Raw genomic sequence first — 25,919 nt, forward strand, 5'->3', positions numbered from 1 at the left:
AGGCCAAACTCCTGCAGCACGTGGGATCAAGAAAAAGAAAACCGCTCCGGTTCAGGCTCTTATGCCTGCGCCGAAGCGGTCCCGTCCAGTGTGTTTAAACGCAAATGCGCTTATTTCGCTTCCGGCTGCTCCTCGAGGGTCGGATCCAGGATCTCGACCGGCGTGTCGGCCTTCAGCTCCGCCATCACCGTCTCATAGCGTTCGCGAATGAGCTGCTGGCGCAGTTGTGCCGCGACATCTTCGAATTTCGGCTTCTCCTGAGGCCGTTTGTCCTCGACCTTGATGACGTGCCAGCCGAACTGGGTTTGAACCGGTTCCTTTGTGAAGCTGCCCTTGTCCAGAGCGAAAGCGGCCGTTTCGAATTCCGGCACCATCTGGCCCTTTGAGAAATATCCGAGTTCCCCGCCTTTGGGTCCGGACGGCCCGGTCGACTTTTCCTTGGCCAGTTCGGCGAAATCGGCTCCGTCTTCCAGCTGTTTGATGATCTCTTCGGCTTCCGCCTTGTCCTTGACGAGGATATGGCGCGCGCTGATTTCCTCGCCGCTGAAGTCGGCGTATTCCTTTTCATAGGCCGCCTTCAGATCATCGGGGGAGATCGAGGCGTCGATCTTGTCTTTCAGATAGGCGTTGCGCAGCACCTTCAGCGTCAGGAAATTCAACTGGCGCTTGACGTCGTCGCTCTCGTCGAGACCGTCTTTTTTGGCCGCCTGGGCGAAGAGTTCCATGTCGACGACGACATCGAGCAGAATGGAACGCCACTGCGTCGGCGGAAATTTCTGAAGGTCGGCGCCGATATCCTGAGCCGCATAGGCGAGATCGGCCTCTGTGATCTCCGCGTCGCCGACCTTTGCGACGACATCGCCCGGTTCTGCCGCATGAATTGCCGTACTACCCAGCGTCAGTGCGAGCGCAGGTACGAGAAGCAACCGTGCAGACCGGCGCATGGAAAAATGGAACATTTGGTGTCCTTTGCAATTCGGAACTGTTTTTATAAACGCCCTACCCGGCAGGGCGATGCAACTTTGCCGAAACCAGCGGCGTTGACAAGCATCTGGCCCCCTCTTATCTGTCGAGCGTCCCGGCTTTCGGGTTCGGGCATGACCTTCGCCGCGAGTTTTCTGCTTGTGCACTGGCACAATCAGGAGAAAGTGGACAGCAATTGAGACGATTTCATGGGCTGGCGCCTGACACTGTCTATTGGTCGCCGCCCAACAGGGGAAGGACCGCCACATGGCTGGCCTTGGCGCTTTAGCACGTAAGATTTTCGGTTCCGCCAATGACCGCAAGGTAAAATCATTCCGGGCAACGGTCGAACAGATCAACGCGCTCGAACCGGAAATAGAGGTACTATCGGACGACGAATTGCGCGCCCGAACCGACCAGTTTCGCGAGCAGTACAAGAACGGAACTTCTCTGGACGATCTCCTGGTTCCCGCTTTCGCAACCGTTCGCGAAGCCGCGAAACGGGCACTCGGGCAACGCCACTACGATGTCCAGCTGATCGGCGGCATGGTCCTGAATTCCGGGCGGATCGCCGAAATGCGTACCGGTGAAGGCAAGACCCTTGTCGCCACCGCGCCGGTCTATCTGAACGCACTGACCGGACGCGGCGTCCACGTGGTCACCGTCAACGACTATCTCGCCCAGCGCGACAGCGACTGGATGGGACAGGTCTACCGCTTCCTCGGCCTGTCCGTCGGCTGCATCACCCATGGCCTGTCCGATGAAGAGCGCCGCGATGCCTACGCCGCTGACGTGACCTACGGCACCAACAACGAATTCGGCTTCGACTATCTGCGCGACAACATGAAGCACGAACGCGAGTCCATGGTTCAGCGCGACCATGCCTATGCGATCGTCGACGAAGTCGATTCCATCCTGATCGACGAGGCCCGTACCCCGCTGATCATTTCCGGCCCGCTCGAGGACCGTTCGGACTTCTACAACACCGTCGACGCCTTCATTCCGCATCTGACGGACGAAGACTTCGAGCTCGACGAAAAGCAGCGTTCGACCCACTTCACCGAAGCCGGCAACGAAAAGCTGGAAAAGCTTCTCGGCGAAGCCGGCCTCTTGAAAGGCGAGTCGCTCTACGATGTCGAAAACGTCTCCGTCGTGCACCACCTGCAGCAGGCGCTGAAGGCGCACAAGCTGTTCCAGCGCGACAAGGACTATATCGTCCGCAACGGTGAAGTGGTCATCATCGACGAATTCACCGGCCGCATGATGCCGGGCCGCCGGTTCTCCGAAGGCCTGCACCAGGCGCTCGAAGCACGCGAAAAGGTCCGCATCCAGCCGGAAAACCAGACGCTCGCGTCCATCACCTTCCAGAACTACTTCCGCATGTACGACAAGCTGGCCGGCATGACCGGTACGGCCTCGACCGAAGCGGATGAATTCATGGATATCTACGGCCTCGACGTGATCGAGATCCCGACCAACATGCCGGTTTCCCGTATCGACGACGACGATGAGGTCTACCGCTCGGCTGAGGAAAAATTCCACGCGATCGTCAAGCTGATCGACGATTGCAAGGAACGGGGTCAGCCGATCCTGGTCGGCACCACCTCGATCGAGAAATCGGAATATCTGGCGGAGCTTCTCAAGAAGCACGGCTACAGGCAGATCGACGTGACCGATCCCGACGCCTTTGCTCCGCTCTATAACGGCGACCAGGGCAGCTCGCAGGAAAAGATCTTCGCGGTCCTGAACGCCCGCTATCACGAGCAGGAAGCCTTCATCATTGCCCAGGCAGGCCTGCCGGGTGCTGTGACCATCGCCACCAACATGGCCGGCCGCGGCACCGATATCCAGCTCGGCGGCAATTCCGACTTGCGCATCGAGCGCGAACTCGCCGACGTTCCGGAAGGCGAAGAGCGCGATGCCAGGATCGCCGCCATCCGTGCGGACGTCGAAGCACTCAAACAAAGAGCGCTCGCCGCCGGCGGCCTTTACGTGATCGGCACCGAGCGGCACGAAAGCCGCCGGATCGACAACCAGCTGCGCGGCCGTTCCGGCCGTCAGGGCGATCCCGGTCACTCCAAGTTCTTCCTGTCGCTGCAGGACGACCTGATGCGCATCTTCGGCTCCGAACGCATGGATTCCATGCTGCAGAAGCTCGGGCTTGAAGAAGGCGAGGCCATCATCCACCCCTGGATCAACAAGGCCCTGGAAAAAGCGCAGCAGAAGGTCGAGGCCCGCAACTTCGACATGCGCAAGAACGTGCTCAAGTACGACGACGTGATGAACGACCAGCGCAAGGTGGTCTTCGAGCAGCGCGTCGAACTCATGGACGGAGAGGCCATCCAGGAAGCCGTGGCCGACATGCGTCACGACGTGATCGAGGACCTCGTCGCCCGCCACATCCCCGAACGCGCCTATCCTGAGCAATGGGATACCGAAGGCCTGCAGGAAGAGGTCCGGAATATCCTCAACATGGACCTGCCGATCAAGGACTGGGCCGCGGAGGAAGGCATTGCGGAGGAAGAGGTCAAGGATCGTCTCCGCCGCGCCGCGGACGAGGCCATGGCGCAGAAAGTCGCCAGATATAGCCCCGCCATGATGCGCTATGTGGAAAAGGCGATCCTGCTACAGACCTTCGATCACCTGTGGCGCGATCACCTGTCGAACCTCGATCACCTGCGCTCGGTCATCGGTTTCCGCGGATACGCCCAGCGCGACCCGCTGCAGGAATACAAGACCGAAGCCTTTACCCTGTTTGAGGCCATGCTGTCCCAGCTCCGCCAGATGACGACCGCGCAGTTGATGCGGGTCGAAATGGTTCAGGAACAGGCGCCCGCCTTCGCGGAAGAAGACCTGCCGGAAATGCACGCCCACCATGTCGACGCGACGACCGGTTTGGACGAACTGGCACTGGCCGATGCCCAGCTGGCGGCGCCGGCGCCTAGCGGAGCGCGCAACCCCGAGGACCCGTCCACCTGGGGCAAGGTCGGCCGCAACGAGGCCTGTCCGTGTGGCTCCGGCAAAAAGTACAAGCATTGCCACGGGGCGTTGAACTGATCTCTCTTGCTGCGTGCACCATGTCGGATGCGGGTCGACCTGACTGAATTCAAAGCCTGATAACTTACCCTAAGTTATCAGGCTCGCTTCCAAAAGCGAAATTCGATCGGCGATTTATAAAGTTATAACAAGAAGCCTACGCGGGCCTGAGCGGGGAAAAATGCACTTAGCAAAGTCGATCATAAAGAGAGCGAACAAATTACTCGATCGATTCGACAAGAAAATCGTCGACAAGGATGAACTTGTCGATTTCTACCTGCACGAATACGAAAGCTACGAACAATATCGAGACATACAAACTTACTATAACAAGCAAAAACTTTCGAACGTCTGGGCAGACGAAGAGACTTTGGGCGTCATCGCCGAGGAATTGAAGAAGCTGTACGGAAGATCCGATTTGAAGGGGCTCTGCCATGGCTCCCGCAACGGTTTCGAACAGGCCTTTTTCCGCGACACTTACTCATTTGATTGCATCGGCACCGATATTTCGGACACCGCGACCCAGTTCGAAAACAGTGTCCAATGGGATTTCCATGATGAAAATCCCGATTGGCTCGGTCAGTTTGATTTTGTGTACTCCAACTCGCTTGACCAGGGCTGGAATCCCAGGAAAGCACTGACGTCCTGGTTGGGGCAGGTTCACACAGGCGGCTATGTCGTTCTCGAGCATACGGAAGCGCATGGTCCCAAAGGCGCCTCCGGTATGGATCCGTTCGGTGTCAGACCAACTGTCATGCCCTATGTGCTCTGCGATTGGTTCGGATTCAGCATTTCGATCAAAGTCGTAAAGACCTACAAGTCCAATGTCCAAATGGATGCGTGGCTCTTTTTCATCAAAAAATTGGGCTAAACGCACCCGGCCGCCTGTGATTGCGCATTTTCAACATCACAACAAAGACGTTTAACGGCATTCGGCCTCCCGTCTGAACATTTGCCGCTTGATGCAAATACCACCCCCCATTACGCTAAGTCAGGGAAATCTTTAGCTGGACAGGCAAGCTCAAGACGGCAGGAAGTCGGCGAGACAAAGCCGTTGATGAGATGAACTGACGATCCGGTGCTGCAAACAAAGGGCAATCGGACATGGGGAATTTCCATATAGAGATCATCAAGCCGTCTCATTATGACAATGACGGCTATGTTCTTCAGTGGTGGAAGGCGTGGATTCCTTCGAACTCGATGGCCTGCCTCTACGCGATCGCGCAGGACAGCGCCAACCGCAAGGTGCTGGGCGAGGATGTCGACGTTGTCGTCAACGCCTATGACGAAATGACCATGCGCCTTCCGCTCGACCGGATTGCCCGCACGATCAAGTCCAATGACAACAAGGGGATCGTCTGCCTCGTCGGCGTTCAGTCGAACCAGTACCCCCGCGCCATGGACATCGCGAAGAAACTGCGCGCCCAAGGCATAACCGTCGCCATCGGCGGCTTCCATGTGTCCGGCTGCATTTCCATGCTGAAAGACCTTCCGCAGGATCTTCAGGACGCCCTCGATCTGGGCGTGACGCTCTTTGCCGGTGAGGTTGAGGAGTGTTTCGACGACTTCCTCAAGGAGGCCTACGAGGGCAAGCTGCAGCCGGTCTACAACAAGATGAATGACCTGCCGGGCCTGCAGCATCAGGTGGCGCCGATCCTGCCGGAGAGCATTGTCAGGAAATACGACGGCAAGACGTCTTCCTTCGATGCCGGACGCGGCTGCCCGTTCCAGTGTTCCTTCTGCACCATCATCAACGTGCAGGGCCGGAAATCGCGCTGGCGCGACGCGGACGACATCGAAACCCTGATCCGTGCCAACCATGCCCAGGGCATCCACTCGTTCTTCATCACCGACGATAATTTCGCCCGCAACAAGAACTGGGAGCCGATCTTCGACCGGATCATCGAGCTGCGCGAAAACGAGGGCATCAGCATCCGCTTCCTGATCCAGGTCGACACGCTCGCCCACCGGCTGCCGAATTTCATCGAAAAGGCGGCAAGGGCCGGATGCACCAATGTCTTTATCGGCCTGGAGAGCATCAACCCGGAGAACCTGGCCCACATGAAGAAGGGCCAGAACCGGATCACGGAATACCGCAGAATGTTCCAGATGTGGAAGGAGCACGGCATCATGACCTATGCCGGCTTCATCATGGGCCTGCCGAGCGACACGCCGGAAAGCATCCGGCGCGACATCGAACTGGTAAAACGGGAGCTGCCGGTCGACGTTCTCGAGTTCACTATGCTCACGCCCCTGCCCGGCTCCGAAGATCACAAGGTGCTCTACGAAAAGGGCACCTGGCTCGATCCCGATCTCAACCGCTATGACCTCGAACACGCCACCATCGAGCACCCGAAGATGAGCAAGGAGCTCTGGCAGCAGACCTACGAGGATATCTGGGACTGGTATTACACGGACGAGCATATCGAGACCCTGATGCGCCGGAACATGGCCTATGGCATCAAGCCGGTCCGCGTCTGGCGCATGTGCCTGCAGATCTACGGGGCCATGCATTTCGAGGGCGTCCATCCGCAGCAATGCGGCTATCTGCGACTGAAGGATCCGCAGGAGCGCCGTCCGGGCTTCAAGCGGACCCCGTCGTTCCTGTTCTATCCGGCCTTCGCCGTCGAAAGCCTGATCAAGTATGTGAAATTCGGCGCCTATGCCTGGAAGCTGAACCGCATGCGCATGCGGATCCAGAAGGACAAGAGCAACCGGAATTACACCGACCTCGCCATCAGGCCCGTCGTCGAGGGCGAGGAGGAAAGCCTGGAAATGTTCGACCTGAACGACTCTTCCCGTGCCGCGGTCGCCAAGGCCAAACGGCAGAAGGAAATCCTCAGCGACTCGCGCTCGAAAGACGCAGCGCCGCTGGACGCCGCGCAATAGGCCTGCCCAAGGGAATTCGCGCCCACCGGGAGCAGTCCCCATCCGCAATGAAGCCGGTGCCGTTTAACGGTGTCCGGTGTTCCCGTGTGACATTTGCCTAAAACCGGAGTAGGCAAGGCGCAGGCGCAGCCAGCCCAAATCCTGACTGACGGGCGACGACCGGTTTGATGCATGAGCGAGATGATTGAAAAAGACAGCACCCCCTATCTGCGGCGGCGCGTTGAAACCCGCCCGGAAGCCCCCCTCATCAGCATCGTCGTACCGGTCTTCAACGAAGAAGACGTGATCGATCACTTCCTGAACGACACAAGAGCGGTGCTCGATCCGCTGGACCTGCCCTACGAATATGTCTTTATCGACGATGGCAGTTGGGACAACACGGCCAATCTGATCTCCGGACATCTGGACGGCAGCCTGCCGGGCCGGCTCATCGGCCTGTCGCGCAATTTCGGCAAGGAGGCGGCTCTGTCCGCCGGGCTGGAGCATGCCAAAGGTGATGTCGTCGTCATCATCGACGTCGACCTGCAGGATCCTCCCGATCTCATTCCGCGTATGCTCGACGGCTGGCGCGCCGGCTATGACGTCGTCTACGGGCTCCGGGTCGACCGCTCCTCCGACACGCTGATGAAGCGCGGCTCGGCGGATCTGTTCTACCGGCTGTTCAACCGCCTCGCCAATATCGACATGCCCGCCAATGCCGGGGATTTCCGCCTCATCGACCGGGTCGTCGTCGACGCGCTACTGAAGCTTCCCGAACGCAACCGCTTCATGAAGGGGCTGTTCGCATGGGTCGGTTTCCCGGCAATGGCCCTGCCTTACGAACGCCCGCCGCGGCGCGCCGGCGAGGGCAAGTGGAATTACTGGAAACTCTGGAACTTCGCCATCGACGGCCTGACCGGCTTCACCACCATGCCGCTGCGCATCTGGCTTTATGGCGGCGCGCTGGTGGCAGCCCTTTCCTTTGCCTATGCGCTCTATCTGATCATCCGTGTGCTGGTTTATGGCATCGATGTTCCTGGCTATGCCTCGCTCATGGTCGGCCTGTTGTTCTTCTCCGGCATCCAGCTTCTGTCCATCGGCATGATCGGCGAATATGTCGCCCGGCTGTTCAACGAAGCCAAACAGCGCCCCGTCTATCTGGTCCAGGACGTGATCGAAGGCAAAGACCCTGAAAAGAAGAAGGCATCGGCGAAGTGACCCGAACCGCGAAGAGCAAGGTCGTCGCCGAGGCCGGCATGGCGGGCCGGTTCGCCGTGGTCGGCGCTATCGCCACGGCGACCCATGCCGGCGTTGCCGTGACACTCCTGAACACGAACCTCCTGGCCGCCTTTCCCGCCAACATCGTCGGCTTCCTGGTCGCCTTCGCCGTTTCCTTCAGCGGCCATCATTTCTGGAGCTTCGCGGCAACCCATACGCCCGGGCAGACAGTCCGGCGCATGCGCCGGTTCTTTCTGCTGGCGATCAGCGGTTTCGCGCTGAACTCCGGCGTGCTCGCCAGCTGGCTTGCCTTCACCCCCTGGCCGGACACGCTCGGGATCCTGTTCGCAATTGCCGTGGTCCCCGCGCTCACGTTCCTGGGCGCGCGTTTCTGGGCCTTCTCCGCACCCCAGCGCAGCTTGTGAGTCTGTCTTGATGTCCGCCGAACGCTCCGCCTTTGTGTATGGCCTGACGCTCTGCCTGCTCTGGGTGCTGATCCCCTCCCTGTTCTTCCCCAATCCGCCGCTCGACGTGGTGGAGGGATTTGCCTGGGGACGGGAGATGGCGCTCGGCTACACCAAGCATCCTCCGATGCAGGCGTGGCTCCTGGAACTGAGCTTTCATCTGACCGGCGGCAAGGCCTACGGGGCCTATTGGCTCAGCCAGATCTCCATCGGCCTCGGCTATCTTGCGATCTGGCATCTGGCACGCCGCTTTGGCCTGACCGCACAGCAGGCGTTCTGGGCGATTGTCCTGACCAGTGTCACCTTCTACTTCACCCTGCCCGCACCGGAATTCAATCCGAACATCCTGCAGATCCCGGTCTGGGCGGGCATGATCCTGTTCTTTCACCGGGCGCTGGAAAAAGGCCGGCTCATCGACTGGGCGATCCTGGGGCTGCTGGCCGCCTTCGGCCTTTACACCAAATATTTTGTCGCACTGTTGATTGGCGCTATCGGCCTTTATGCGCTGGTGTTTCCCTCCGCCCGCCGCCACGTGATGACGCCCGGTCCCTGGCTCGCAGCCCTCGTCTGCCTGCTGGCCTTCGCGCCGCATCTGGCCTGGCTGGTCAAGACCGATTTCATCACCTTCAAATACGCCGCAAGCCGCAGCCATGAGGCATCGGGTTGGACCGATCACCTCTATAACCCGGTCAACTTCCTCGGCGCCCAGATCGCCAATCACGCGGGCCTGTTCCTGGTCGCTCTCGCCGGCTTCAGCCTTGCGACCTTGAAAAAACTCCGGCTGAAGCTCCCGGCCCCAAAACTGGAAAACCGCTCCGACACTCTCTTCCTGCTCTGGTTCGCCTTCCTGCCGCTCGGCGTCGTGCTGCTGGCATCCGCCGTGACCGGCAGCGAGTTCAAGCAGATGTGGGGAACGCCCATGTTCGTGCTGTCGGGCATCCTCGCCGTCACCGCATTCCGGGTGCCTGTGGACTGGAGTTCCCCGAAACGGGCCTTCGTCACGGCAACGCTCATCCAGGCGATATTTCTCGGCGTCATCACCGGTCAGGCGCTGCTTGAACCCCTTTGGAAGAAAAAGCTTTCCCGGATCCACTATCCGGGCCGCGAGACCGCCCTTTTCCTCTCCGACGAATGGCGGAAGGAAACAGGCACGCCGCTCGCCTATGTTGCCGGAGAGATGTGGCCGGCCGCCCACCTGACCCTGTTCGCCCCGAGCCGCCCCTCCATGTTCCTCGATCACGATCCGGCCTTAAGTCCGTGGATCGACATGGAAGACGTGCAGGAAAAAGGCGTGCTGCTGGTCTGGACAGGAGATGGGCCGGAGGTGCCGCCCATGTTCCATCGCCTCTACCCGACGACGACCCGACAAGGCTCCAGGAGCTTTCACACCGCCGCTTCCAACACCATGCGCCCGGTCACCCTGAACTGGGTCATCGTGCCGCCGGGCAAGGTCGCGGACATCGGGCCTGATTAAATTCAACGTCCCTTCAACTCGCCGTAGCGAACGATAAAAAACCAATTTAACGTGGCGCCCATGGTGAACATGCAAGATATCGACGCGGTGGAGGACTGGCTGATCGAGCAGGCGCTCGGGTCCGCCCTGGTTCCCGACATGTTCGGCGAAATGTGCCAGCGCCTGCGTGACTGCCGCGTGCCGGTGGACCGGGCCATGCTTGCCTGGGCGACCCTTCACCCGCTGATCCGCTCGGAGATCGCGTTCTGGCAGGCCGGCGAAGCGGTCCGCCACGAACGGATCGAGCATGCCGAATCAGGCAACGAAGCCTGGATGACAAGCCCGATGCGGGCCCTTCTGGACAGTGACGAACCGACGCTCAGGCGACGCCTGGAGCAGGCAAATGCGGAGCACGACTACCCGGTCTGCCGGGATCTGGCCGAGGCGGGCTACACGGATTACCTGGCCATCAAGGTTCATTTCGACATGCCTGCCATTGCGGACATGGAGGGCAAAACCGGCATCATCGTCAGCTGGGCCACACGGAAACCGGGCGGCTTTCCGGACGATGCCCTGCACGCTATCCACTATATCCAGAAGCGTCTGGCGCTGGCAGCCCGAGCCAATCTGGAAGCCCAGATCACCAAAACGATCGCCGAGACCTATCTCGGCACCTGGGCCGGCTCCAAGGTTCTCAGCGGCCAGATCCGCCACGGCGACGGCGAAACCATCAAGGCCGTGATCTTCTATTGCGACATGCGCAATTCGACCTCGATCGCGGAGGATCTCGGGCCGGACGGGTATCTGAAGTTTCTCAACACATACTTCGAAGCCACTGCCGGCGCGGTCCTCAAGGAAGGCGGTGAGGTCCTCGATTTCATCGGCGACGCGGTCCTGGGCATCTTTCCGATCAGCAACCTGGGCCTGGAGGAAGCCGGCCGCCGGGCGATTGCGGCCACCGACGAGGTCCGGCATCGGCTGGAAGCCCTCAACCGGACCGGTGAAGAAAAGCATCCGCTGAAAGTGGGCATGGCCCTTTCCGTCGGCGACGTGATGTTCGGCAACATCGGCGTGTCCACCCGGCTGACCTTCTCCGTCATCGGTCAGACCGTCCACGCCGCCGCCCGGATCGAGGCCCTGACCAAGGCCGTCGGAGTAGAGACGTTGATGACCCGGGACATCGCCGACCTCGTGCCGGACAGGCAGGACCCTGTCGGGTCTTTCGAATTGACCGGCTTTGCCTCCAAACGCCCCTTGTTTTCCCTGAACCCCGTCCGCTAAACAACTGATCCTCCGGGCCGTGCGTCTGCCTTGGCAGCGCCTGCCCGCACCACTCGAAATCACGCTCCAGGACCTGTCATGACCGACCTTCGCCCGACCGCACCGGCCCACTTGCCCTATCACGACCAGAAAGGGCCTGAAGCTGCGGAGAACACACCGGTCGTTCTCCTGCACGGTTTCGGCGGCGACAAGGCGACCTGGCTGAACCTCCAGACAGCCCTTGCCCCGGCCCGCCGCTCGATCGCTTTCGACCTGCCCGGTCATGGCGACGCGCTGGACTGGCCGCGGATCGGCAACGCCGGCATCGCCGCCAAGGCGGTCAGCCAGTCGCTGGACGCGCTTGAGCTGGAAAAGGTCCATCTGGTCGGCCATTCCATGGGCGGGGCCATCGCGGCCCTGATTGCATTGCGCGCACCGGAGCGGATCGCCAGCCTGACCTTGCTCGCCCCCGGCGGCTTCGGCCCGGAAATCAATCACAAGCTCCTGCGCCGTTACGCGGCTGCGACCAGCCCGGACGAGATGGAAATGCTGATGGAGCAGTTCTTCGGCTGGGAATTCAAGCTGCCCCGCCTTCTCGCGCGAACCGCGGCTGAATCCCGCGCCCGGCCCGGAGCGGCGGCAACACTTGCAGCCATAGCCGACGAGATCATCGACGGCACCACCCAGAAGACCCTGCCGCGGACAGAACTTGCCGCCCTGCCCATGCCGATCAAGGTCGTCTGGGGAACGCAGGACCGGGTGCTGCCGACCCGGCAGGCCCACAAGCTGCCGGGCACCGTTGCCACCCACATCTTCGAACGGGTCGGCCATATGCCCCATCTGGAAATTCCGCAGGAAGTCACCCGGCTGATACTCCAGAACACGGCTTGCGTCTGATTCGCGAACGATAAAAGGCGGGCGGCAGGAAATCCGAAAGCGATTTCGCGGCGAACTTTCCTGCGGAAAAAGGCCGGTTTTCCCGACCGCCCGACAAAAACCTCCCTCCGACCACCGCCTCAAGATTGTTCTTGCCTAAAAAAACGGCCCTAATAAGCCGGTTAATAAACGGTAAAGTTCCGGGGGCAGGCCGAAAGGCTGAAGGGGGTACTTCGTGCGGCCCGGACGAAGGAGCATTAATGACATCCAGTTCTTTGGGAACAGCAGCCCAACTCAAGGATCCCAATTACACGCCGCCTTTGGCAAAGGCGGTTCCGCTCGGGATCCAGCATGTGCTTGCCATGTTCGTCAGCAACGTGACGCCGGCCATCATCGTGGCCGGTGCGGCCGGTTTCGGGTTCGGGTCGAACTCGCCCAACTTCCCGGACATGATCTACATGATCCAGATGTCCATGCTGTTTGCCGGGGTGGCGACCCTGTTCCAGACGATCGGCTTCGGCCCCGTCGGCGCCCGCCTGCCCATTGTCCAGGGAACCAGCTTCGCCTTCATTCCGATCATGATTCCGCTGGTTGCCGGCAAGGGCATCGACGCCATGGCGGTGCTGATGGGCGGCGTCATGATCGGCGGCCTGTTCCATGCCTGCCTGGCGCCTTTTATCGGCAAGATCCGCTTTGCCCTGCCGCCGCTGGTCACCGGTCTTGTCGTCACGATGATCGGACTGGCGCTGGTCAAGGTCGGCATCCAGTATGCCGCCGGCGGTGTTCCCGCCATCGGCAAGCCGGAATACGGTAACCTGCAGAGCTGGTCCGTGGCCCTGGTGGTGATCGTCGTCACCCTCGGCTTCAAGTTTTTCGCCAAGGGCATGCTGTCCGTCTCGGCGATCCTGATCGGCCTGATCGTCGGCTATGTCGTCGCCTTCGCTATGGGAATGGTGAATTTCGGCAATGTGGAACGCGCGGCACCTTTTGCCCTCCCCGATCCGTTCCACTTCGGCTTCGAATTCTCCCTGGCCGCGGTGATCGGTTTCTGTCTGATGGCGATCATTTCCGCCATTGAAACGGTCGGCGACGTCTCCGGCATCACAAAGGGTGGAGCGGGACGCGAGGCGACCGACAAGGAAATCACCGGTGCCACTTACGCGGACGGTTTCGGTTCGGCGATTGCCGGTGTTTTCGGAGCACTGCCCAACACGTCCTTCAGCCAGAACGTCGGCCTGATCGCCATCACCGGCGTCATGAGCCGCCACGTGGTGACCATCGGCGCCTTGTTCCTGATCCTTGCCGGTTTCATTCCCAAGGTCGGCGCCGCAATTTCCACCGTGCCGATCCAGGTTCTCGGCGGCGGTGTGATCGTCATGTTCGGGATGGTGGTCGCTGCCGGCGTCTCCATGCTGTCCGACGTCAACTGGACCCGGCGCAACATGGTGATCTTCGCCGTATCGCTGTCCATCGGCCTCGGCCTGCAGCTCGAGCCCGGCGCCCTGCAGCATCTGCCGGGAACCGCCAAGGTGCTGCTGTCGTCCGGCCTGCTTCCGTCCGCTTTCCTGGCGATCATTCTCAATCTCGTTCTGCCGGAAGACGTCACCGAAGAACAGACGGAAGAAATCTCCGGTGGCCTTGCCGGACATTCGACAAAGGATTGAGGGCCATAAAAAGCAAACGCCCGCGCATTGCGCGGGCGTTTTTTATCACTTTTAAGGCGTCCCGACGTCAGGCTTCAGGCAGCAAATCATCACGCCACATTTCGCCGATCGTCCGGCGGGCCATCATATGCGACCGCGGCGAATTGATGCTGTCCACGGCAATCAGCTGTTCGTCCTTCAGATAAGCCACGTAGAATTTGTTGGCGTCCTGAGAACCGACAACCTTCGTGTCGTCATAGCCATCCGACAGACCCGCGATCTGCAGCTTGATGTCGTACTGGTCCGACCAGAACCAGGGCAGCGGATCGTAATCGACGTCCTCTTCGCCCAGAAGGGCCTGCGCTACCGCCTTCGCCTGATCGATGGCATTCTGCACGCTTTCCATGCGCACCGACCGGCCATAGCGGTTTGAAAAGAACCGGGTGCAATCGCCGGCGGCGTAGATCGCCTCGTCAGTGGTCTGGCCGCAGCCGTCGACGATGATCCCGTTGTCCACATCAAGGCCGGCAGCGGCCGCCAGACCGTCGTTCGGTTCCGCGCCGACGGCAACCAGAACCAGATCGGCCGGCAGGACATCTCCGCCCGCAATCCGCACGCCGGAAACGGTTCCCTCGCCGACAAAGCCTTCCACACCCGTATTCAGGCGCAGATCGACACCCTTTGCCCGATGCAGTTTCGTGAAGTAATCGGAAACCACCGGCGAAACCACACGCTTCATCGGCCGGTCCAGCGCCTCCACCACGGTTACGGATTTGCCGAGAGACTTGGCAACCGCTGCGACCTCCAGGCCGATATAGCCGGCACCGACGATCACCAGATTGCTTTTGCCCTCCAGCTTGGCGCGGATCGCATCCACATCCGTGATGGTGCGCAGGGTCATCACCCCGTCCAGATCGGCGCCTTCGAGCGGAATGGACCGGGCCTTGGTCCCCGTGGTCAGGATCAGCTTGTCGTAGCCGAGCGTATCACCATTTCCGAATGCGATCCGCTTCGAGGCGCGGTCGATCGACACCACCGTCGTATCCGGGATCAGGTCGATTTTCTGCGTCGTGTAGAACGCGGGCGGGCGCAGCCACAGGCCTTCCGGGCCGATCTCGCCCAGCAGGAACTTCTTTGACAGCGGGGGACGCTGGTAGGGGGCGTAAGGTTCATCACCGATCAGTCGGATCGGCCCTTCATAGCCGCCCTGGCGCAACGACTGCGCCACCTGTGCCCCGGCCTGTCCTGCTCCTACTATGACGATCGTTTCCTGCATCCCGCTCCGCCTCTTGTTTGATCTTGTTTGCTCATCACCTAGCACGGCTTTCCCGCCTTCGCCAGACAGACACAACGCCGCGTCACAATTGCAGAAAACGCATCATTTGAAACTCCGGAATTCACCGGACCCTGCATATCACCGCCAATGGCAGCGATGAGCAATCGATTGCACTTCATGGCTGCGCGGTCTATCAAGTTTCTCCCGCTTAACGTCTCCAATCGACCGGACTTCTCTTGAAACGGATCCTCATCCTCGTCGCTCCCGGCGTCTTCGTGCTCTTGTGGTCGACCGGCTTCATCGGCTCCAAATTGGGCTCGCCTTACGCAGATCCGATGGTGTTTCTCAGCATCCGTTTCGCGGCCGTGTTACCTCTGATCGCGGGCATTGCAGTCATTATGGGCGCGCGCTGGCCGACCTGTGTCCGGGCGATCGTTCATTGCATCGTCACAGGCATGCTCGTGCACGGGATTTATCTCGGCGGGGTCTTCTGGGCGGTCCACAAGGGCATGCCGGCCGGCGCGAGCGCGATCGTCGTCGGGCTTCAGCCGGTGCTGACCGTTCTGGCCGCTGCCCCCCTGCTCCACGAAAGGATCCTGCCCAAACACTGGGGCGGAATCGTCATGGGGGGCCTGGGTCTTCTCCTGGTGCTCGGACCGAAACTGGGCGAGGCGGGATCGGGCATCGACGCCGAAACCATAACAGCTGCCTTTGCCGCCGTCGTGGCGATCAGCCTCGGCACGATCTATCAGAAGCGCTTCGTGCCGACCACGGATCTGATGGCGGCCACCTTCTGGCAATATATCGGGGCTCTCCTCGTCACCGTTCCGGTGGCCTTTACCGAAAGCTGGACCGTCATCTGGTCGGGCGAATTCCTGTTCGCGCTCGGTTGGCTCACCCTAGTGCTGTCGATCGGCGCCATCCTGCTGCTGATGTTCCTGATCCGGCAGGGTGCCGTCTCGGAGGTCGCATCCCTGTTTTACCTGGTGCCGGTGGCAACCACGATCGAAGGCTATTTCCTGTTCGGCGAAACGCTGACGCTTGTTCAGATCGCAGGCATGGCCCTGATCGTCCTGGCCGTGCTGGTGATCCGCCGCAAGCCGGCGGGCGTGAAACCCGCCTGAGGATCAGAAGCTTTTTGACGCCCGCTCCCGCATGATGGTTCTCTGGCGGATGATCGCGGCATTGAGTTCTCCGCCCAGAATGAACATCATGGAACAGATGTAGAGAAACACCAGGGCGGTCATGATCCCGGCCAGGCCGCCGTAGGTGGACACATAATTCGCGAAAGTCGCCAGATAGGCACCGAAGGCGGCCCCCGATACCATCCACATCACCAGCGTGGCAAAGATCCCCGGCAGGAGGTCGACGAACCTTCGTTTACCGACCGGCAGGAGCCAGTGAATGCAAATCAGGCCAATGATCAGCAGGGAGCCCGCAACTGCATAGCGGGCGATATCGATCGACACGATGAACGGCTTCACCGCCGGCACCCAGGCCTCCACACCTGACAGCACCAACGGCGCCAGCACCACCAGAAACGTGTAGACGATCAGGACGATGGCCCCGAGGACAACGAGCACCAGCGCCTGAAGCCGCAGGAGAATGAAATTCCGCGTCTCCCGCTGGCGATAGGCCCTGTTGAGCGCGGCCCGCATGGCCTCGATGCCGTTTGAGGCAAACCAGAGCGCGGCGATGGCACCGAAGGTCAGAAGGTCGCCGCGCGGCACGGTCAGGACACGGTGGATCTCGCGCACGATCGGTTCGGCCGCCCGTTGTGGCCAGGCTTCGAAGACCAGATCGGAGGCCCGTGTCGCCGCGTCCCCGAATCCGAAGAAACCGGCAAGGGCCGCGATGAAGATCAGAAGTGGAAACACCGCCAGCAGCGCCGACAGGGCCACATGGCTTGCCATGGCGAACCCGTCGTCGCGATTGAAATGCCCAATGACGTCCTTGAGGACCTGATACGTCGCCTTAGCCCAGTTTTTCCAGTTCATGAATCTGATGTGCCCGTACCGGAGGCAAAGGTCAACAAAAGGACCCTGGTCACCAAAAGCCTATGCACCGAAAGGCGAAGAAATATCGGCTCGACAAATGACCTGCTGCAACGCAACATAGCTGCGAATTCGGGATATAATAAGCAACGAATGAAAACGGAGTGGCGTAAATGTCGACTGCAACCGTGCCGATCCAAGAGCCGGGAACCAATTTTTCCGAAATGACGGCGAGCGCCGTCTCCAGCCTCGACCGGCTGCTCGACATGGCGGCGCGCCAGGTCCGGGCAAAGGTTCTGGATGACGGCCGGATCTCGTCGGCGGCCATGGAACGCGAACAGCGCGCGACCCACGGGCTTGCCTGGCTAGCGACCTATGTGGAGTCCCTGCGCCAGCTCGACGCCTATGCAAGCCGCCTTTCCGAACAGTCGCGATACGGCGAGTTGGAAAACCTGATCGTCCGCCTCGGCTTTGCCGAATATCTGGCGCAGATCTTCGGCGGCATTCCGATGAACCAGGGCGAGATCGTCCGTCTGACGGACCTCGGACTGACGATGGATGACATAGCGGACGTCCGTACGGCCGAGATCGACCAGCTGATCGCGGCCGGCAGCACGCCGGAAATCCGTCACCGGATCGCGGAACTGATCCGCCACCAGGCCGGCAAGTCGACCTTCGGCGAGACCGGGCTCGACGAGACCTACGAGCAGATCCGCAACGAAATGCGCCGGTTTGCCGAGGACAACGTTACCCCTCACGCCCACGAATGGCATCTGAAGAACGATTACATCCCGCTGGAGGTGATCGAGCAGATGTCGGAACTCGGCGTGTTCGGCCTGACCATTCCGGAGGAATACGGCGGGCTCGGCCTCGGCAAGGAATCCATGTGCGTCGTCTCCGAGGAACTGTCGCGCGCCTATATCGGCGTCGGCTCGCTCGGCACCCGCTCCGAAATTGCCGCCGAACTGATCCTGTGCGGCGGCACGGAAGAGCAGAAACAGAAGTGGCTGCCGAAGATCGCGTCGGGCGAGATCCTGCCCACCGCCGTCTTCACCGAACCGAACACCGGCTCCGACCTGGCCTCCCTGAAGACCCGCGCCGTGAAGGACGGCGACGTCTGGAAGGTCTCCGGCAACAAGACCTGGATCACCCACCCGGTCCGCGCCGATGTCATGACCCTTCTGGCGCGCACCAATCCGGACGAGCCCGGCTACAAGGGCCTGTCCATGTTCCTGGCCGAAAAGCCGCGCGGAACGGACGAGAACCCGTTCCCGGCCGAGGGCATGAGCGGCGGCGAGATCGAGGTGCTGGGTTACCGTGGAATGAAGGAATACGAGATCGCCTTCGACGGTTTCGAGGTGAAGGCGGAAAACCTGCTCGGCGGCGAGGAAGGCCAGGGCTTCAAGCAGCTGATGCAGACCTTCGAAGGCGCCCGCATCCAGACGGCCGCCCGCGCGCTCGGCGTGGCCCAATGCGCGCTCGATCTGGGCCTGCGCTACGCGGAGGAACGCATCCAGTTCGGCAAGCCGCTGATCGACTTCCCGCGCGTCTCCGACAAGCTGGCCCTGATGACGGTAGAACTGATGATCGCCCGCCAGCTCACCTATTTCTCCGCCTGGGAGAAGGATTCCGGGCGCCGCTGCGATCTGGAGGCCGGCATGGCCAAGCTCCTCGGCGCCCGTGTGGCCTGGGCGGCGGCCGACAACGCCCTGCAGATCCACGGCGGCAACGGCTTTGCACTGGAATATGCCATCTCCCGCGTGCTGTGCGATGCCCGCATTCTCAACATCTTCGAGGGCGCCGCCGAAATCCAGGCCCAGGTCATCGCCCGGCGCATCCTCGACACCCGCGCGGTGAACTGAGCATGACGAAGCGAAAGCGTGTGCCACAGCGAAGCTGAACGACAAATGATCGTGCCCCTTGCTCCTGTCTCCCCCCTTGAGGGGGAGACGGGAGTATGTGGCAGGGGCGTCATCAATTTCTTTGCGAAACGTTCCTACACCGGACCGTTTTTATTCGTCCAATGGTCCCTAACCGCTATTTCACGGTAATCGTGATCCGTTCCGACATCACCGGCGGGTTGTGGGGAATGTGGCTCCAGTCGCCCAGCACGAGTTGCAGGGTGTGGGGGCCGGCCGGCAATTCGACACTCGTTTCCGTCTGGCCGCCGCCGAAATGGCGATGCTGGTCGTCGGACGGGATCGGCTCGTTAAGCGCTTCGCCCTCCAGAGTGGTATCGATCAGCAGATGGTGATGGCCGGTGTTCTTCTTGTCCTCGACCCCAGCCGGAGCGACGCCCATGCCGGACAGGCCGAACTGGATCTTGACCGGATTGGCGACCGTGTCGCCGTCCTTCAGATTGATAAAATAGACCTTGGCGCCTTCGGGTGCCGGCGTTTCGCCGGCCTGAACCGAAACCGGCGCCAGAAATGCCGCAAGCGCGGCGATCGCAAATAAATTCCTGACTTCAAACATAGTCCCCTCCTGAGGCACTTCTACAAAAGACAACTCCTGACCCACGGCATGTTCCCTTGCGGGAGCCGGCATCCTCGCATGATTGCCAAAAGGAGGAAACGCTTGAAGGCACCCCTTGCCGCTCCTATCTTGTGAGCATGACCCCAAGGATTGGACAGCATCATGACGTCGCCGTTTGACGATCTCAACTTCGATCCCGAAATCCTCGGGCCGGAAGAAGAGCAGCGCCGGACCGTCCGCGACAGGCTGGCAAGAACCGTGCGCAAGGCCGCAAGGCAGATCCCCTTCATGGACGACGTCCTTGCCACCTATTATTGCGCATTCGATCCCGCCACACCCCGCAAGGTGCGGACCACGGCCATTGCCGCGCTTGCCTATTTCGTGCTGCCGCTGGACGGCATTCCCGACATTCTGCTCGGCATCGGTTTCGGCGACGACGCGGCCGTCCTCCTGGCCTCGATCGCCCTGATCCGGAGCCACATCCGTGACGAGCACTATGAAGCGGCCCGCAAGGCCCTTGAAGACGACGAGATTTAGAGCGGATTCGGGCTTTCCGGCTTTTTCGAACGCCACTGGCCGGAGCTTCGCCCGGCAATGATCCAATAGACCAAACCGCCGAAAAACCCTGCGGCGAGGGCCACCGCCGTACCGGGCCGCGGTCCGGATGCCATCGTCTCGTTGCCGAGTGTCCACAGTCCAAGTGCGATCAGGCCGGCCGCCGCCAGGTGATAGATAATCCCCCGCCAGGCGAGTGCCTCGGCCAGGACGATGGCCACGGCTGCGGGAACGAACGCAAGGCTGCCCAACACGCTTGCCGTCACGAGCCCGGTGCCGAGCATCGCCGCAAAGGCAATCGGATCCTGATCCGGTCCGCCGGTCTGGAACAGGCCCCAGGAAAGGAAGACGCCGGCCGCCAGGACACCCGCTATGAAGCCGCAAACGATCCGAAGGATCTGCCAGACCAGTTTGCCGCCGTGAACCATGATTGGTTTCCTTTTATCCGGTGCGCCGAAGCAGCGACCTTTCGGATGCCACATCTAAAGAGCAAGATTATGAAATTCAAATGCCTGACCGACAAAAACCCGGTACTATGCGTTGCGCCGCCACAACGCTCATGAAGTGTAGTCGAAGACGAAAACAATTGACCCCGAACGACGCCGAATCGCCGAATCCGGTTGACATTTCGCCCGTTTCGCCGGATTTTCTAGGACTGCCTTGTCCGGCATCCGATGACCTGTCAACCTCGGCGCTCGCGTGCGGGGTTGTTGGTGTATCGTCCCGGCAGGTATTATATTCGAGCACGTAACAGCAACGTTAGAGGAGTTAGCGACCATTCGCCGTCCGTTCCGCGCCCCGCCCCCGACCAAGGAAGGCCCGCGCACCAACCAAGAAATTCGCGTTCGCGAAGTCCAGCTGATCGATCATGAAGGCTCCAACAGGGGCATTATTCCGACCGAAGAGGCCATGGATATCGCCATGGAAGCAGGTCTCGACCTGGTAGAGATCCAGCCGAACGCGCAGCCGCCAGTCTGCAAGATCCTGGACTATGGCCGCTACAAATACCAGGCGCAGAAAAAAGCTGCCGAAACCCGCAAGAAGCAGAAGACCGTCGAGATCAAGGAGATCAAGATGCGTCCGAACATCGACACCCACGACTACGAGGTGAAGATGAAAAACATGCTGCGGTTCTTCAACGACGGCGACAAGGTTAAGGTGACGCTCCGGTTCCGTGGCCGCGAAATGGCCCACCAGGACCTGGGCATGAAGCTCCTGAACAAGGTGCGCGAGGAAACGGCGGAAATCGCCAAGGTCGAAGCCCATCCCAGGCTTGAAGGCCGACAGATGGTGATGATCCTCGCACCGATCAAATAAGCGGATCAACCGCTGCGGATGAGTGTCCGTTTGAAATGCAAACCCCGCCAATCGGCGGGGTTTTCGTTTGTCCGGTATCGGTTATCCGATCATCACCCAGCCATCGGTTTTTTCCGAGGCGAACAGGGCATCGAGGATGGCCATGTTCTGGACGGCGTCTTCGGGTCCGTAGGGGAGCTTGATGTCTCCCAGGATCGAGCGGCCGAACGTATCGACGAGTTCGGCATATTGATCGCTCGCCGGGATCGTCTCGGAAGTCGCCGCCCCATCGCCTAGGATAGAACCGTCGTCGAGACGGATGACCACCTCCTGCTGCTGAGGAGCGTTATAGGGGATCACGATCTCCAGGCGCTTTTTCGTGCCGCACAGATTGATCCGCTGATAGGGAACCATCTGGGTCGACACGGTGAAATCGAGCCGGCGCCCCTCGCCGAAATCCAGGATCCCGCTGGACAGACGGTCGGTCTTCATGACCGGATCCCGGTCGATCAGAGAGATTGCCCGCCTCGGCTCCGCCTCGAAGAAATAGCGTGCCGCCACCATCGGATAGCAGCCGATATCCAGAAGCGCGCCGCCGCCGATGTCGGCCATGTTGCGGATGTTGCCGGGATCGGCGTTGTAGTAGCTGAAAAACGACTGGATCGCGCGAAGCTCGCCCAGTTCGCCGGACCGGACGATCTCCCGCGCCCGGATCCACTGCGGATGGGCGCGCACCATGAAGCCTTCGGCGACCAGCCGGTCCTTCGGCAGAGCCAGGAGCTGGCGCGCCTCTTCCGCATTCAATGCAACCGGCTTCTCGCAAAGGACATGCTTGCCGGCTTCGACCGCCTGGATCGTCAGCGGCACATGCATGTGGTTCGGCAGGGGATTGTAGATCGCGTCGATATCCGGATCGGCGAGCAGATCCTCGTAGCTCCCGTAAGCCTTCGGAATATCCAGCTCCGTGGCGGCGGCTTTCGCGCGGGCCATGTCCCGCGACGCGATCGCGAGGGTGGTTCCGGTTTGCGAACGCCCGATGGCCGGAATGAATTTCTCCAATCCGATCTTCGCCGTCGACAGAATTCCCCACCGAATGGATTTTGCCTGCCCCGTCATTGTCCGCCTCCATGAAACTGTTTTGAGGAACGCCCCTCAGATTGGGACAACAGTCATGGCAAGCCCCGACCGGACAGACAAGGCCCGGGAAGAAAAATCAGTACTTCTTGGGCACGTAGAGATGCTCGGGCAGGACCTTGCGCTCGTAGTCCGGGTTGAACACCCGGTCGGGAAGCGTGATCGGATCATGGGGAACTTCTTCGTAAGGCACCATCGACAGGAGGTGGCTGATGCAGTTCAGCCGGGCCTGCTTCTTGTCGTTGCCTTCCACGATGAACCAGGGCGCTTCCGGGATGTTGGTCCGCTCGAAGGTTTCTTCCTTCGCCTTGGTGTAGTCCTCCCAGCGCACGCGGGATTCCAGGTCCATCGGGCTCAGCTTCCACTGTTTCAGCGGATCGTGGATGCGTACCAGGAAGCGAAGCTGCTGCTCCTGGTCGGTGATCGAGAACCAGTATTTGACCAGCCGGATGCCGGACCGCACCAGCATGCGCTCGAACTCCGAGACGTCATTGAAGAATTGCTCGACCTGGGGCTCGTCCGCAAAGCCCATGACCCGTTCGACGCCGGAGCGGTTGTACCAGGACCGGTCGAACAGGACCATTTCGCCGGCGGCCGGCAGATGCGGAACATAACGCTGGAAATACCACTGGGTCTTTTCCCGTTCCGTGGGCGCGGGCAGCGCCACCACGCGGCAGACGCGGGGATTGAGCCGCTGAGAAATCCGCTTGATCACTCCGCCCTTGCCGGCGGCATCGCGGCCTTCGAAGATGACCACCAGCTTTTCGCCGCTGTGCTGGACCCAGTCCTGCATCTTCACCAGTTCGGCCTGTAGCCGCAGCAGCTCGTGAAAGTAGGTATTCCGGTCGATCGAGGACTTGTGCTTCAACTCGGAAATAAAGGCGAGATCCTTGGCGATCAGCAGGTCGTCGATCTCCATCTCCAGCTCTTCGTCCAGGCTGTCTTGCCATTCCGCCTCGACCCAGCTCCTGGCACTGTCGTCGCTCATCGCACTTCCCTTCGATCCTGATTGGCTTGATCTCAATCGTACTGTGAACAGGGTCTGTGTGTAGCTTTTTTGACAGTTTCCCTTCCGGCTAGAGCGCTGCACCCCTGCTTCACCAGATTTCAGTTGAAAATGAATGATCGTTCATTTATTTTTGAAATCGGGAGGACATAAAAGACATGCAAGTCGCGGCGGAACAGCCGGCCCGCAGAAAGGGCGATCAGACCGCGCGCCGCGTGCGCGAGGCGGCGCTTAAGCTGTTCGCACGCCATGGCTATGCGGCCGTCTCCATCCGCCAGATCGCGACTGATGTGGGCGTCCAGCCGGGCGCCCTCTACAATCATTTCCCGACCAAGCAGGACATCCTGAAGGATCTCATGCTGACCCATATGGCCGACCTGCTGGCGGCATGGGAGCGGGACGTCGCCGATCGGTCTCCGGACGAGGATCCGCTCGACGCCTTCGTGCGCTTCCATATCCGCTATCACCTTGAGCGCGCCGACGAAGTGTTCGTCGCCTATATGGAGCTGCGCAACCTGGAGCCGGAGAATTTCGCCGAGGTCGAGGCCGCCAGGCAGAAATACGAAAAGATCCTCTCCGACATTCTGGAAGACGGCGTCAGGGTCGGGCGCTATGCCGTCGCCGACCCGAAGGTCGCCACCCGTGCCATCATCGCCATGCTGACCGGCATACCGACCTGGTACCGGCCCGGCCGCGGCCTTTCCCGACAAGACATCGAAACCCTTTATCTGACGATGGTGCGAAAGTGCATGGCACCCGATACACCATCGAAACCCATGGGAGCCGGATGACATGAGCATCCTTAAATCAAGTCTATCCCCGCGCAGCGCCGAATTCGCGGCCAACCGCAAGGCCCATGAGGACGCCCTGGAGCTGGTGCGCACCGCCGCACAGGTCGCGCTCGACGGCGGCGGCGAAACCGCCCGCCAGCGCCATGTCTCCCGCGGCAAGATCCTGCCGCGCGAACGGGTCTCCCGCCTGCTCGATCCGGGTTCGCCGTTTCTGGAAGTCGGCATGCTCGCCGCCCACGACATGTATGACGGTGCGGCACCTTCGGCCAGCATGATCGCCGGCATCGGCCGGGTGGAAGGCCGCGAGGTCATGATCCTTGCCAACGATGCCACGGTGAAGGGCGGCACCTATTATCCCATGTCGGTGAAGAAGCACCTGCGCGCCCAGGAAATCGCCGAGCAGAACAACCTGCCTTGCGTTTATCTGGTGGATTCGGGCGGCGCCAACCTTCCCCAGCAGGACGAGGTCTTCCCCGACCGGGATCACTTCGGCCGGATCTTCTACAATCAGGCCAATATGTCGGCGAAAGGCATTGCCCAGATCGCCGTCGTCATGGGGTCGTGCACCGCCGGCGGCGCCTATGTGCCGGCCATGTCGGACGAAACCATTATCGTCAAGAACCAGGGCACGATCTTCCTGGCCGGCCCGCCGCTGGTGAAGGCGGCAACCGGCGAGGAAGTCACAGCGGAGGATCTCGGCGGCGGCGACGTCCACACGCGCCTGTCCGGCGTGGCCGATCACCTCGCCCGCGACGACGCCCATGCGCTGGCCCTCGCCCGTCGCGCGATCGCCAGCCTCAACCGGATCAAGCCGACAAGCGTGGAACGGCAGACGCCGGAAGACCCGCTCTACGATCCGGAGGAAATTCTCGGCGTCGTGCCCGGCGACCTGAAGACGCCCTATGACATCCGCGAGGTGATTGCCCGCGTCGTCGACGGCTCCCGCTTCGACGAATTCAAGGCGCGCTACGGCACCACACTCGTCTGCGGCTTCGCCCATATTCACGGACTGCCGGTCGGCATCATCGCCAACAACGGCGTGCTCTTCTCCGAGAGTGCCGTCAAGGGCGCCCATTTCGTCGAGCTGTGTTCCCAGCGCAAGGTGCCGCTCGTCTTCCTGCAGAACATTACCGGCTTCATGGTCGGCCGCAAATACGAGGCCGGCGGCATCGCCAAGGACGGCGCCAAGCTGGTGACGGCGGTGGCCACCACCAAGGTGCCGAAGATCACCATGCTGGTCGGCGGCTCCTTCGGTGCGGGCAATTACGGCATGTGCGGCCGCGCCTACAGCCCGCGCTTCCTGTGGACCTGGCCGAACTCGCGCATTTCGGTGATGGGCGGCGAACAGGCCGCCGGCGTGCTCGCCACCGTCCGCCGCGACGGCATCGAGCGCAAGGGCGGCTCCTGGTCAGCGGAAGACGAGGCGGCCTTCAAGCAGCCGATCATCGACCAGTTCGAGGAACAGGGTCATCCGCTCTATGCCTCCGCCCGCCTCTGGGACGACGGCATCGTCGATCCGCGCAAGACCCGCGACATTCTCGGCCTGTCCCTGTCGGCCGCCCTCAACGCCCCGATCGAAGACACGCGCTTCGGTCTGTTCAGGATGTGATG

At 61.0% G+C, this 25,919-nt stretch carries 22 protein-coding genes; 15 read left to right on the forward strand and 7 right to left on the reverse strand.

Annotation, left to right across the window (positions count from 1 at the left end):
- Positions 1 to 110 precede the first annotated feature (110 nt).
- Positions 111 to 959 carry a peptidylprolyl isomerase gene (locus tag ACN0SO_RS20710; protein WP_417680644.1) on the reverse strand — a complete coding sequence of 283 codons (849 nt, stop codon included), beginning with the start codon at positions 957 to 959 and terminating at the stop codon, positions 111 to 113.
- Positions 960 to 1,230: 271 nt separating this feature from the next.
- On the opposite strand from ACN0SO_RS20710, the gene secA reads away from it, so the two are divergent.
- The 9 genes from secA (at position 1,231) to ACN0SO_RS20755 (ending at position 13,802) form a co-directional block, all read left to right on the forward strand.
- Positions 1,231 to 4,020 (forward strand): preprotein translocase subunit SecA, encoded by a 2,790-nt coding sequence (gene secA, locus ACN0SO_RS20715; RefSeq protein WP_417680646.1) that lies wholly within the window; start codon positions 1,231 to 1,233, stop codon positions 4,018 to 4,020.
- 160 nt (positions 4,021 to 4,180) lie between these two features.
- The gene (locus ACN0SO_RS20720; RefSeq protein WP_417680648.1) at positions 4,181 to 4,870 is read left to right on the forward strand and encodes a hypothetical protein; all 690 of its coding nucleotides are present in this window, start codon (positions 4,181 to 4,183) and stop codon (positions 4,868 to 4,870) included.
- A gap of 233 nt (positions 4,871 to 5,103) precedes the next feature.
- Positions 5,104 to 6,888, forward strand: a complete 1,785-nt coding sequence (locus tag ACN0SO_RS20725) for a B12-binding domain-containing radical SAM protein (protein ID WP_417680649.1) — start codon at positions 5,104 to 5,106, stop codon at positions 6,886 to 6,888.
- Between the two features lie 171 nt (positions 6,889 to 7,059).
- The gene (locus tag ACN0SO_RS20730) at positions 7,060 to 8,085 is read left to right on the forward strand and encodes a glycosyltransferase family 2 protein (RefSeq protein WP_417680651.1); all 1,026 of its coding nucleotides are present in this window, start codon (positions 7,060 to 7,062) and stop codon (positions 8,083 to 8,085) included.
- A complete protein-coding gene (locus ACN0SO_RS20735; RefSeq protein WP_417680654.1) occupies positions 8,082 to 8,510 on the forward strand; it encodes a GtrA family protein in 429 nt (142 codons plus the stop codon). The genes ACN0SO_RS20730 and ACN0SO_RS20735 overlap by 4 nt, the downstream gene beginning before the upstream one ends.
- 10 nt (positions 8,511 to 8,520) lie before the next feature.
- The gene (locus ACN0SO_RS20740) at positions 8,521 to 10,023 is read left to right on the forward strand and encodes a glycosyltransferase family 39 protein (RefSeq protein WP_417680656.1); all 1,503 of its coding nucleotides are present in this window, start codon (positions 8,521 to 8,523) and stop codon (positions 10,021 to 10,023) included.
- A gap of 60 nt (positions 10,024 to 10,083) precedes the next feature.
- The gene (locus ACN0SO_RS20745) at positions 10,084 to 11,283 is read left to right on the forward strand and encodes an adenylate/guanylate cyclase domain-containing protein (RefSeq protein ID WP_417680658.1); all 1,200 of its coding nucleotides are present in this window, start codon (positions 10,084 to 10,086) and stop codon (positions 11,281 to 11,283) included.
- A 78-nt stretch (positions 11,284 to 11,361) separates the two neighbouring features.
- Positions 11,362 to 12,159: an alpha/beta fold hydrolase gene (locus ACN0SO_RS20750; protein WP_417680660.1), complete on the forward strand. Its 798-nt coding sequence runs from the start codon at positions 11,362 to 11,364 to the stop codon at positions 12,157 to 12,159.
- A 239-nt stretch (positions 12,160 to 12,398) separates the two neighbouring features.
- On the forward strand, positions 12,399 to 13,802 hold the full coding sequence (locus ACN0SO_RS20755; RefSeq protein ID WP_417680662.1) for a uracil-xanthine permease family protein: 1,404 nt from the start codon (positions 12,399 to 12,401) through the stop codon (positions 13,800 to 13,802).
- Positions 13,803 to 13,869: 67 nt separating this feature from the next.
- Here ACN0SO_RS20755 and ACN0SO_RS20760 read toward each other — a convergent pair whose 3' ends face one another.
- Entirely contained in the window at positions 13,870 to 15,057 is a 1,188-nt protein-coding gene (locus ACN0SO_RS20760) for an NAD(P)/FAD-dependent oxidoreductase (RefSeq protein ID WP_417680664.1), read from the reverse strand.
- 236 nt (positions 15,058 to 15,293) lie between these two features.
- Between ACN0SO_RS20760 and ACN0SO_RS20765 the strand changes: the two genes are divergently transcribed.
- Positions 15,294 to 16,181, forward strand: a complete 888-nt coding sequence (locus ACN0SO_RS20765; protein ID WP_417680666.1) for a DMT family transporter — start codon at positions 15,294 to 15,296, stop codon at positions 16,179 to 16,181.
- 3 nt (positions 16,182 to 16,184) lie between these two features.
- Here the strand turns inward: ACN0SO_RS20765 and ACN0SO_RS20770 are convergent, their stop codons facing one another.
- Positions 16,185 to 17,054: a YihY/virulence factor BrkB family protein gene (locus ACN0SO_RS20770; RefSeq protein WP_417680668.1), complete on the reverse strand. Its 870-nt coding sequence runs from the start codon at positions 17,052 to 17,054 to the stop codon at positions 16,185 to 16,187.
- A 221-nt stretch (positions 17,055 to 17,275) separates the two neighbouring features.
- On the opposite strand from ACN0SO_RS20770, the gene ACN0SO_RS20775 reads away from it, so the two are divergent.
- Entirely contained in the window at positions 17,276 to 18,913 is a 1,638-nt protein-coding gene (locus tag ACN0SO_RS20775; protein ID WP_417680930.1) for an acyl-CoA dehydrogenase family protein, read from the forward strand.
- A 175-nt stretch (positions 18,914 to 19,088) separates the two neighbouring features.
- Here the strand turns inward: ACN0SO_RS20775 and ACN0SO_RS20780 are convergent, their stop codons facing one another.
- A complete protein-coding gene (locus ACN0SO_RS20780; RefSeq protein ID WP_417680670.1) occupies positions 19,089 to 19,526 on the reverse strand; it encodes a DUF4399 domain-containing protein in 438 nt (145 codons plus the stop codon).
- Between the two features lie 162 nt (positions 19,527 to 19,688).
- Between ACN0SO_RS20780 and ACN0SO_RS20785 the strand changes: the two genes are divergently transcribed.
- Positions 19,689 to 20,063 (forward strand): YkvA family protein, encoded by a 375-nt coding sequence (locus tag ACN0SO_RS20785; RefSeq protein WP_417680672.1) that lies wholly within the window; start codon positions 19,689 to 19,691, stop codon positions 20,061 to 20,063.
- On the opposite strand, the gene ACN0SO_RS20790 is transcribed toward ACN0SO_RS20785, so the two are convergent.
- Positions 20,060 to 20,509: a translation initiation factor IF-3 gene (locus ACN0SO_RS20790; RefSeq protein ID WP_417680674.1), complete on the reverse strand. Its 450-nt coding sequence runs from the start codon at positions 20,507 to 20,509 to the stop codon at positions 20,060 to 20,062. The two genes, ACN0SO_RS20785 and ACN0SO_RS20790, sit on opposite strands and share 4 nt — an antisense overlap.
- Before the next feature lie 349 nt (positions 20,510 to 20,858).
- Here ACN0SO_RS20790 and infC point away from each other — a divergent pair, with 349 nt between their 5' ends.
- The gene (infC, locus tag ACN0SO_RS20795; protein WP_417680932.1) at positions 20,859 to 21,398 is read left to right on the forward strand and encodes a translation initiation factor IF-3; all 540 of its coding nucleotides are present in this window, start codon (positions 20,859 to 20,861) and stop codon (positions 21,396 to 21,398) included.
- Between the two features lie 81 nt (positions 21,399 to 21,479).
- On the opposite strand, the gene ACN0SO_RS20800 is transcribed toward infC, so the two are convergent.
- Both ACN0SO_RS20800 and ppk2 read right to left on the reverse strand, forming a co-directional pair.
- On the reverse strand, positions 21,480 to 22,493 hold the full coding sequence (locus ACN0SO_RS20800; RefSeq protein WP_417680676.1) for a Gfo/Idh/MocA family protein: 1,014 nt from the start codon (positions 22,491 to 22,493) through the stop codon (positions 21,480 to 21,482).
- Between the two features lie 97 nt (positions 22,494 to 22,590).
- Positions 22,591 to 23,499 carry a polyphosphate kinase 2 gene (gene ppk2 / locus ACN0SO_RS20805; protein WP_417680678.1) on the reverse strand — a complete coding sequence of 303 codons (909 nt, stop codon included), beginning with the start codon at positions 23,497 to 23,499 and terminating at the stop codon, positions 22,591 to 22,593.
- Between the two features lie 176 nt (positions 23,500 to 23,675).
- Here ppk2 and ACN0SO_RS20810 point away from each other — a divergent pair, with 176 nt between their 5' ends.
- Entirely contained in the window at positions 23,676 to 24,308 is a 633-nt protein-coding gene (locus ACN0SO_RS20810) for a TetR/AcrR family transcriptional regulator (RefSeq protein ID WP_417680680.1), read from the forward strand.
- A 1-nt stretch (position 24,309) separates the two neighbouring features.
- A complete protein-coding gene (locus ACN0SO_RS20815; RefSeq protein WP_417680682.1) occupies positions 24,310 to 25,917 on the forward strand; it encodes a carboxyl transferase domain-containing protein in 1,608 nt (535 codons plus the stop codon).
- The last annotated feature ends 2 nt before the right edge of the window (positions 25,918 to 25,919 follow it).

Source organism: Roseibium sp. (genome assembly GCF_048260565.1).
Classification (GTDB): domain Bacteria; phylum Pseudomonadota; class Alphaproteobacteria; order Rhizobiales; family Stappiaceae; genus Roseibium.

What these genes read in the sequence shown, in the direction of transcription:
- ACN0SO_RS20710 (WP_417680644.1), bottom strand. Translation starts at nt 959, where the DNA reads ATGTTCCATTTTTCCATGCGCCGGTCTGCACGGTTGCTTCTCGTACCT.
- secA (WP_417680646.1), top strand. Translation starts at nt 1,231, where the DNA reads ATGGCTGGCCTTGGCGCTTTAGCACGTAAGATTTTCGGTTCCGCCAAT.
- ACN0SO_RS20720 (WP_417680648.1), top strand. Translation starts at nt 4,181, where the DNA reads ATGCACTTAGCAAAGTCGATCATAAAGAGAGCGAACAAATTACTCGAT.
- ACN0SO_RS20725 (WP_417680649.1), top strand. Translation starts at nt 5,104, where the DNA reads ATGGGGAATTTCCATATAGAGATCATCAAGCCGTCTCATTATGACAAT.
- ACN0SO_RS20730 (WP_417680651.1), top strand. Translation starts at nt 7,060, where the DNA reads ATGAGCGAGATGATTGAAAAAGACAGCACCCCCTATCTGCGGCGGCGC.
- ACN0SO_RS20740 (WP_417680656.1), top strand. Translation starts at nt 8,521, where the DNA reads ATGTCCGCCGAACGCTCCGCCTTTGTGTATGGCCTGACGCTCTGCCTG.
- ACN0SO_RS20745 (WP_417680658.1), top strand. Translation starts at nt 10,084, where the DNA reads ATGGTGAACATGCAAGATATCGACGCGGTGGAGGACTGGCTGATCGAG.
- ACN0SO_RS20750 (WP_417680660.1), top strand. Translation starts at nt 11,362, where the DNA reads ATGACCGACCTTCGCCCGACCGCACCGGCCCACTTGCCCTATCACGAC.
- ACN0SO_RS20755 (WP_417680662.1), top strand. Translation starts at nt 12,399, where the DNA reads ATGACATCCAGTTCTTTGGGAACAGCAGCCCAACTCAAGGATCCCAAT.
- ACN0SO_RS20760 (WP_417680664.1), bottom strand. Translation starts at nt 15,057, where the DNA reads ATGCAGGAAACGATCGTCATAGTAGGAGCAGGACAGGCCGGGGCACAG.
- ACN0SO_RS20770 (WP_417680668.1), bottom strand. Translation starts at nt 17,054, where the DNA reads ATGAACTGGAAAAACTGGGCTAAGGCGACGTATCAGGTCCTCAAGGAC.
- ACN0SO_RS20775 (WP_417680930.1), top strand. Translation starts at nt 17,276, where the DNA reads ATGACGGCGAGCGCCGTCTCCAGCCTCGACCGGCTGCTCGACATGGCG.
- ACN0SO_RS20780 (WP_417680670.1), bottom strand. Translation starts at nt 19,526, where the DNA reads ATGTTTGAAGTCAGGAATTTATTTGCGATCGCCGCGCTTGCGGCATTT.
- ACN0SO_RS20785 (WP_417680672.1), top strand. Translation starts at nt 19,689, where the DNA reads ATGACGTCGCCGTTTGACGATCTCAACTTCGATCCCGAAATCCTCGGG.
- ACN0SO_RS20790 (WP_417680674.1), bottom strand. Translation starts at nt 20,509, where the DNA reads ATGGTTCACGGCGGCAAACTGGTCTGGCAGATCCTTCGGATCGTTTGC.
- ACN0SO_RS20800 (WP_417680676.1), bottom strand. Translation starts at nt 22,493, where the DNA reads ATGACGGGGCAGGCAAAATCCATTCGGTGGGGAATTCTGTCGACGGCG.
- ppk2 (WP_417680678.1), bottom strand. Translation starts at nt 23,499, where the DNA reads ATGAGCGACGACAGTGCCAGGAGCTGGGTCGAGGCGGAATGGCAAGAC.
- ACN0SO_RS20810 (WP_417680680.1), top strand. Translation starts at nt 23,676, where the DNA reads ATGCAAGTCGCGGCGGAACAGCCGGCCCGCAGAAAGGGCGATCAGACC.
- ACN0SO_RS20815 (WP_417680682.1), top strand. Translation starts at nt 24,310, where the DNA reads ATGAGCATCCTTAAATCAAGTCTATCCCCGCGCAGCGCCGAATTCGCG.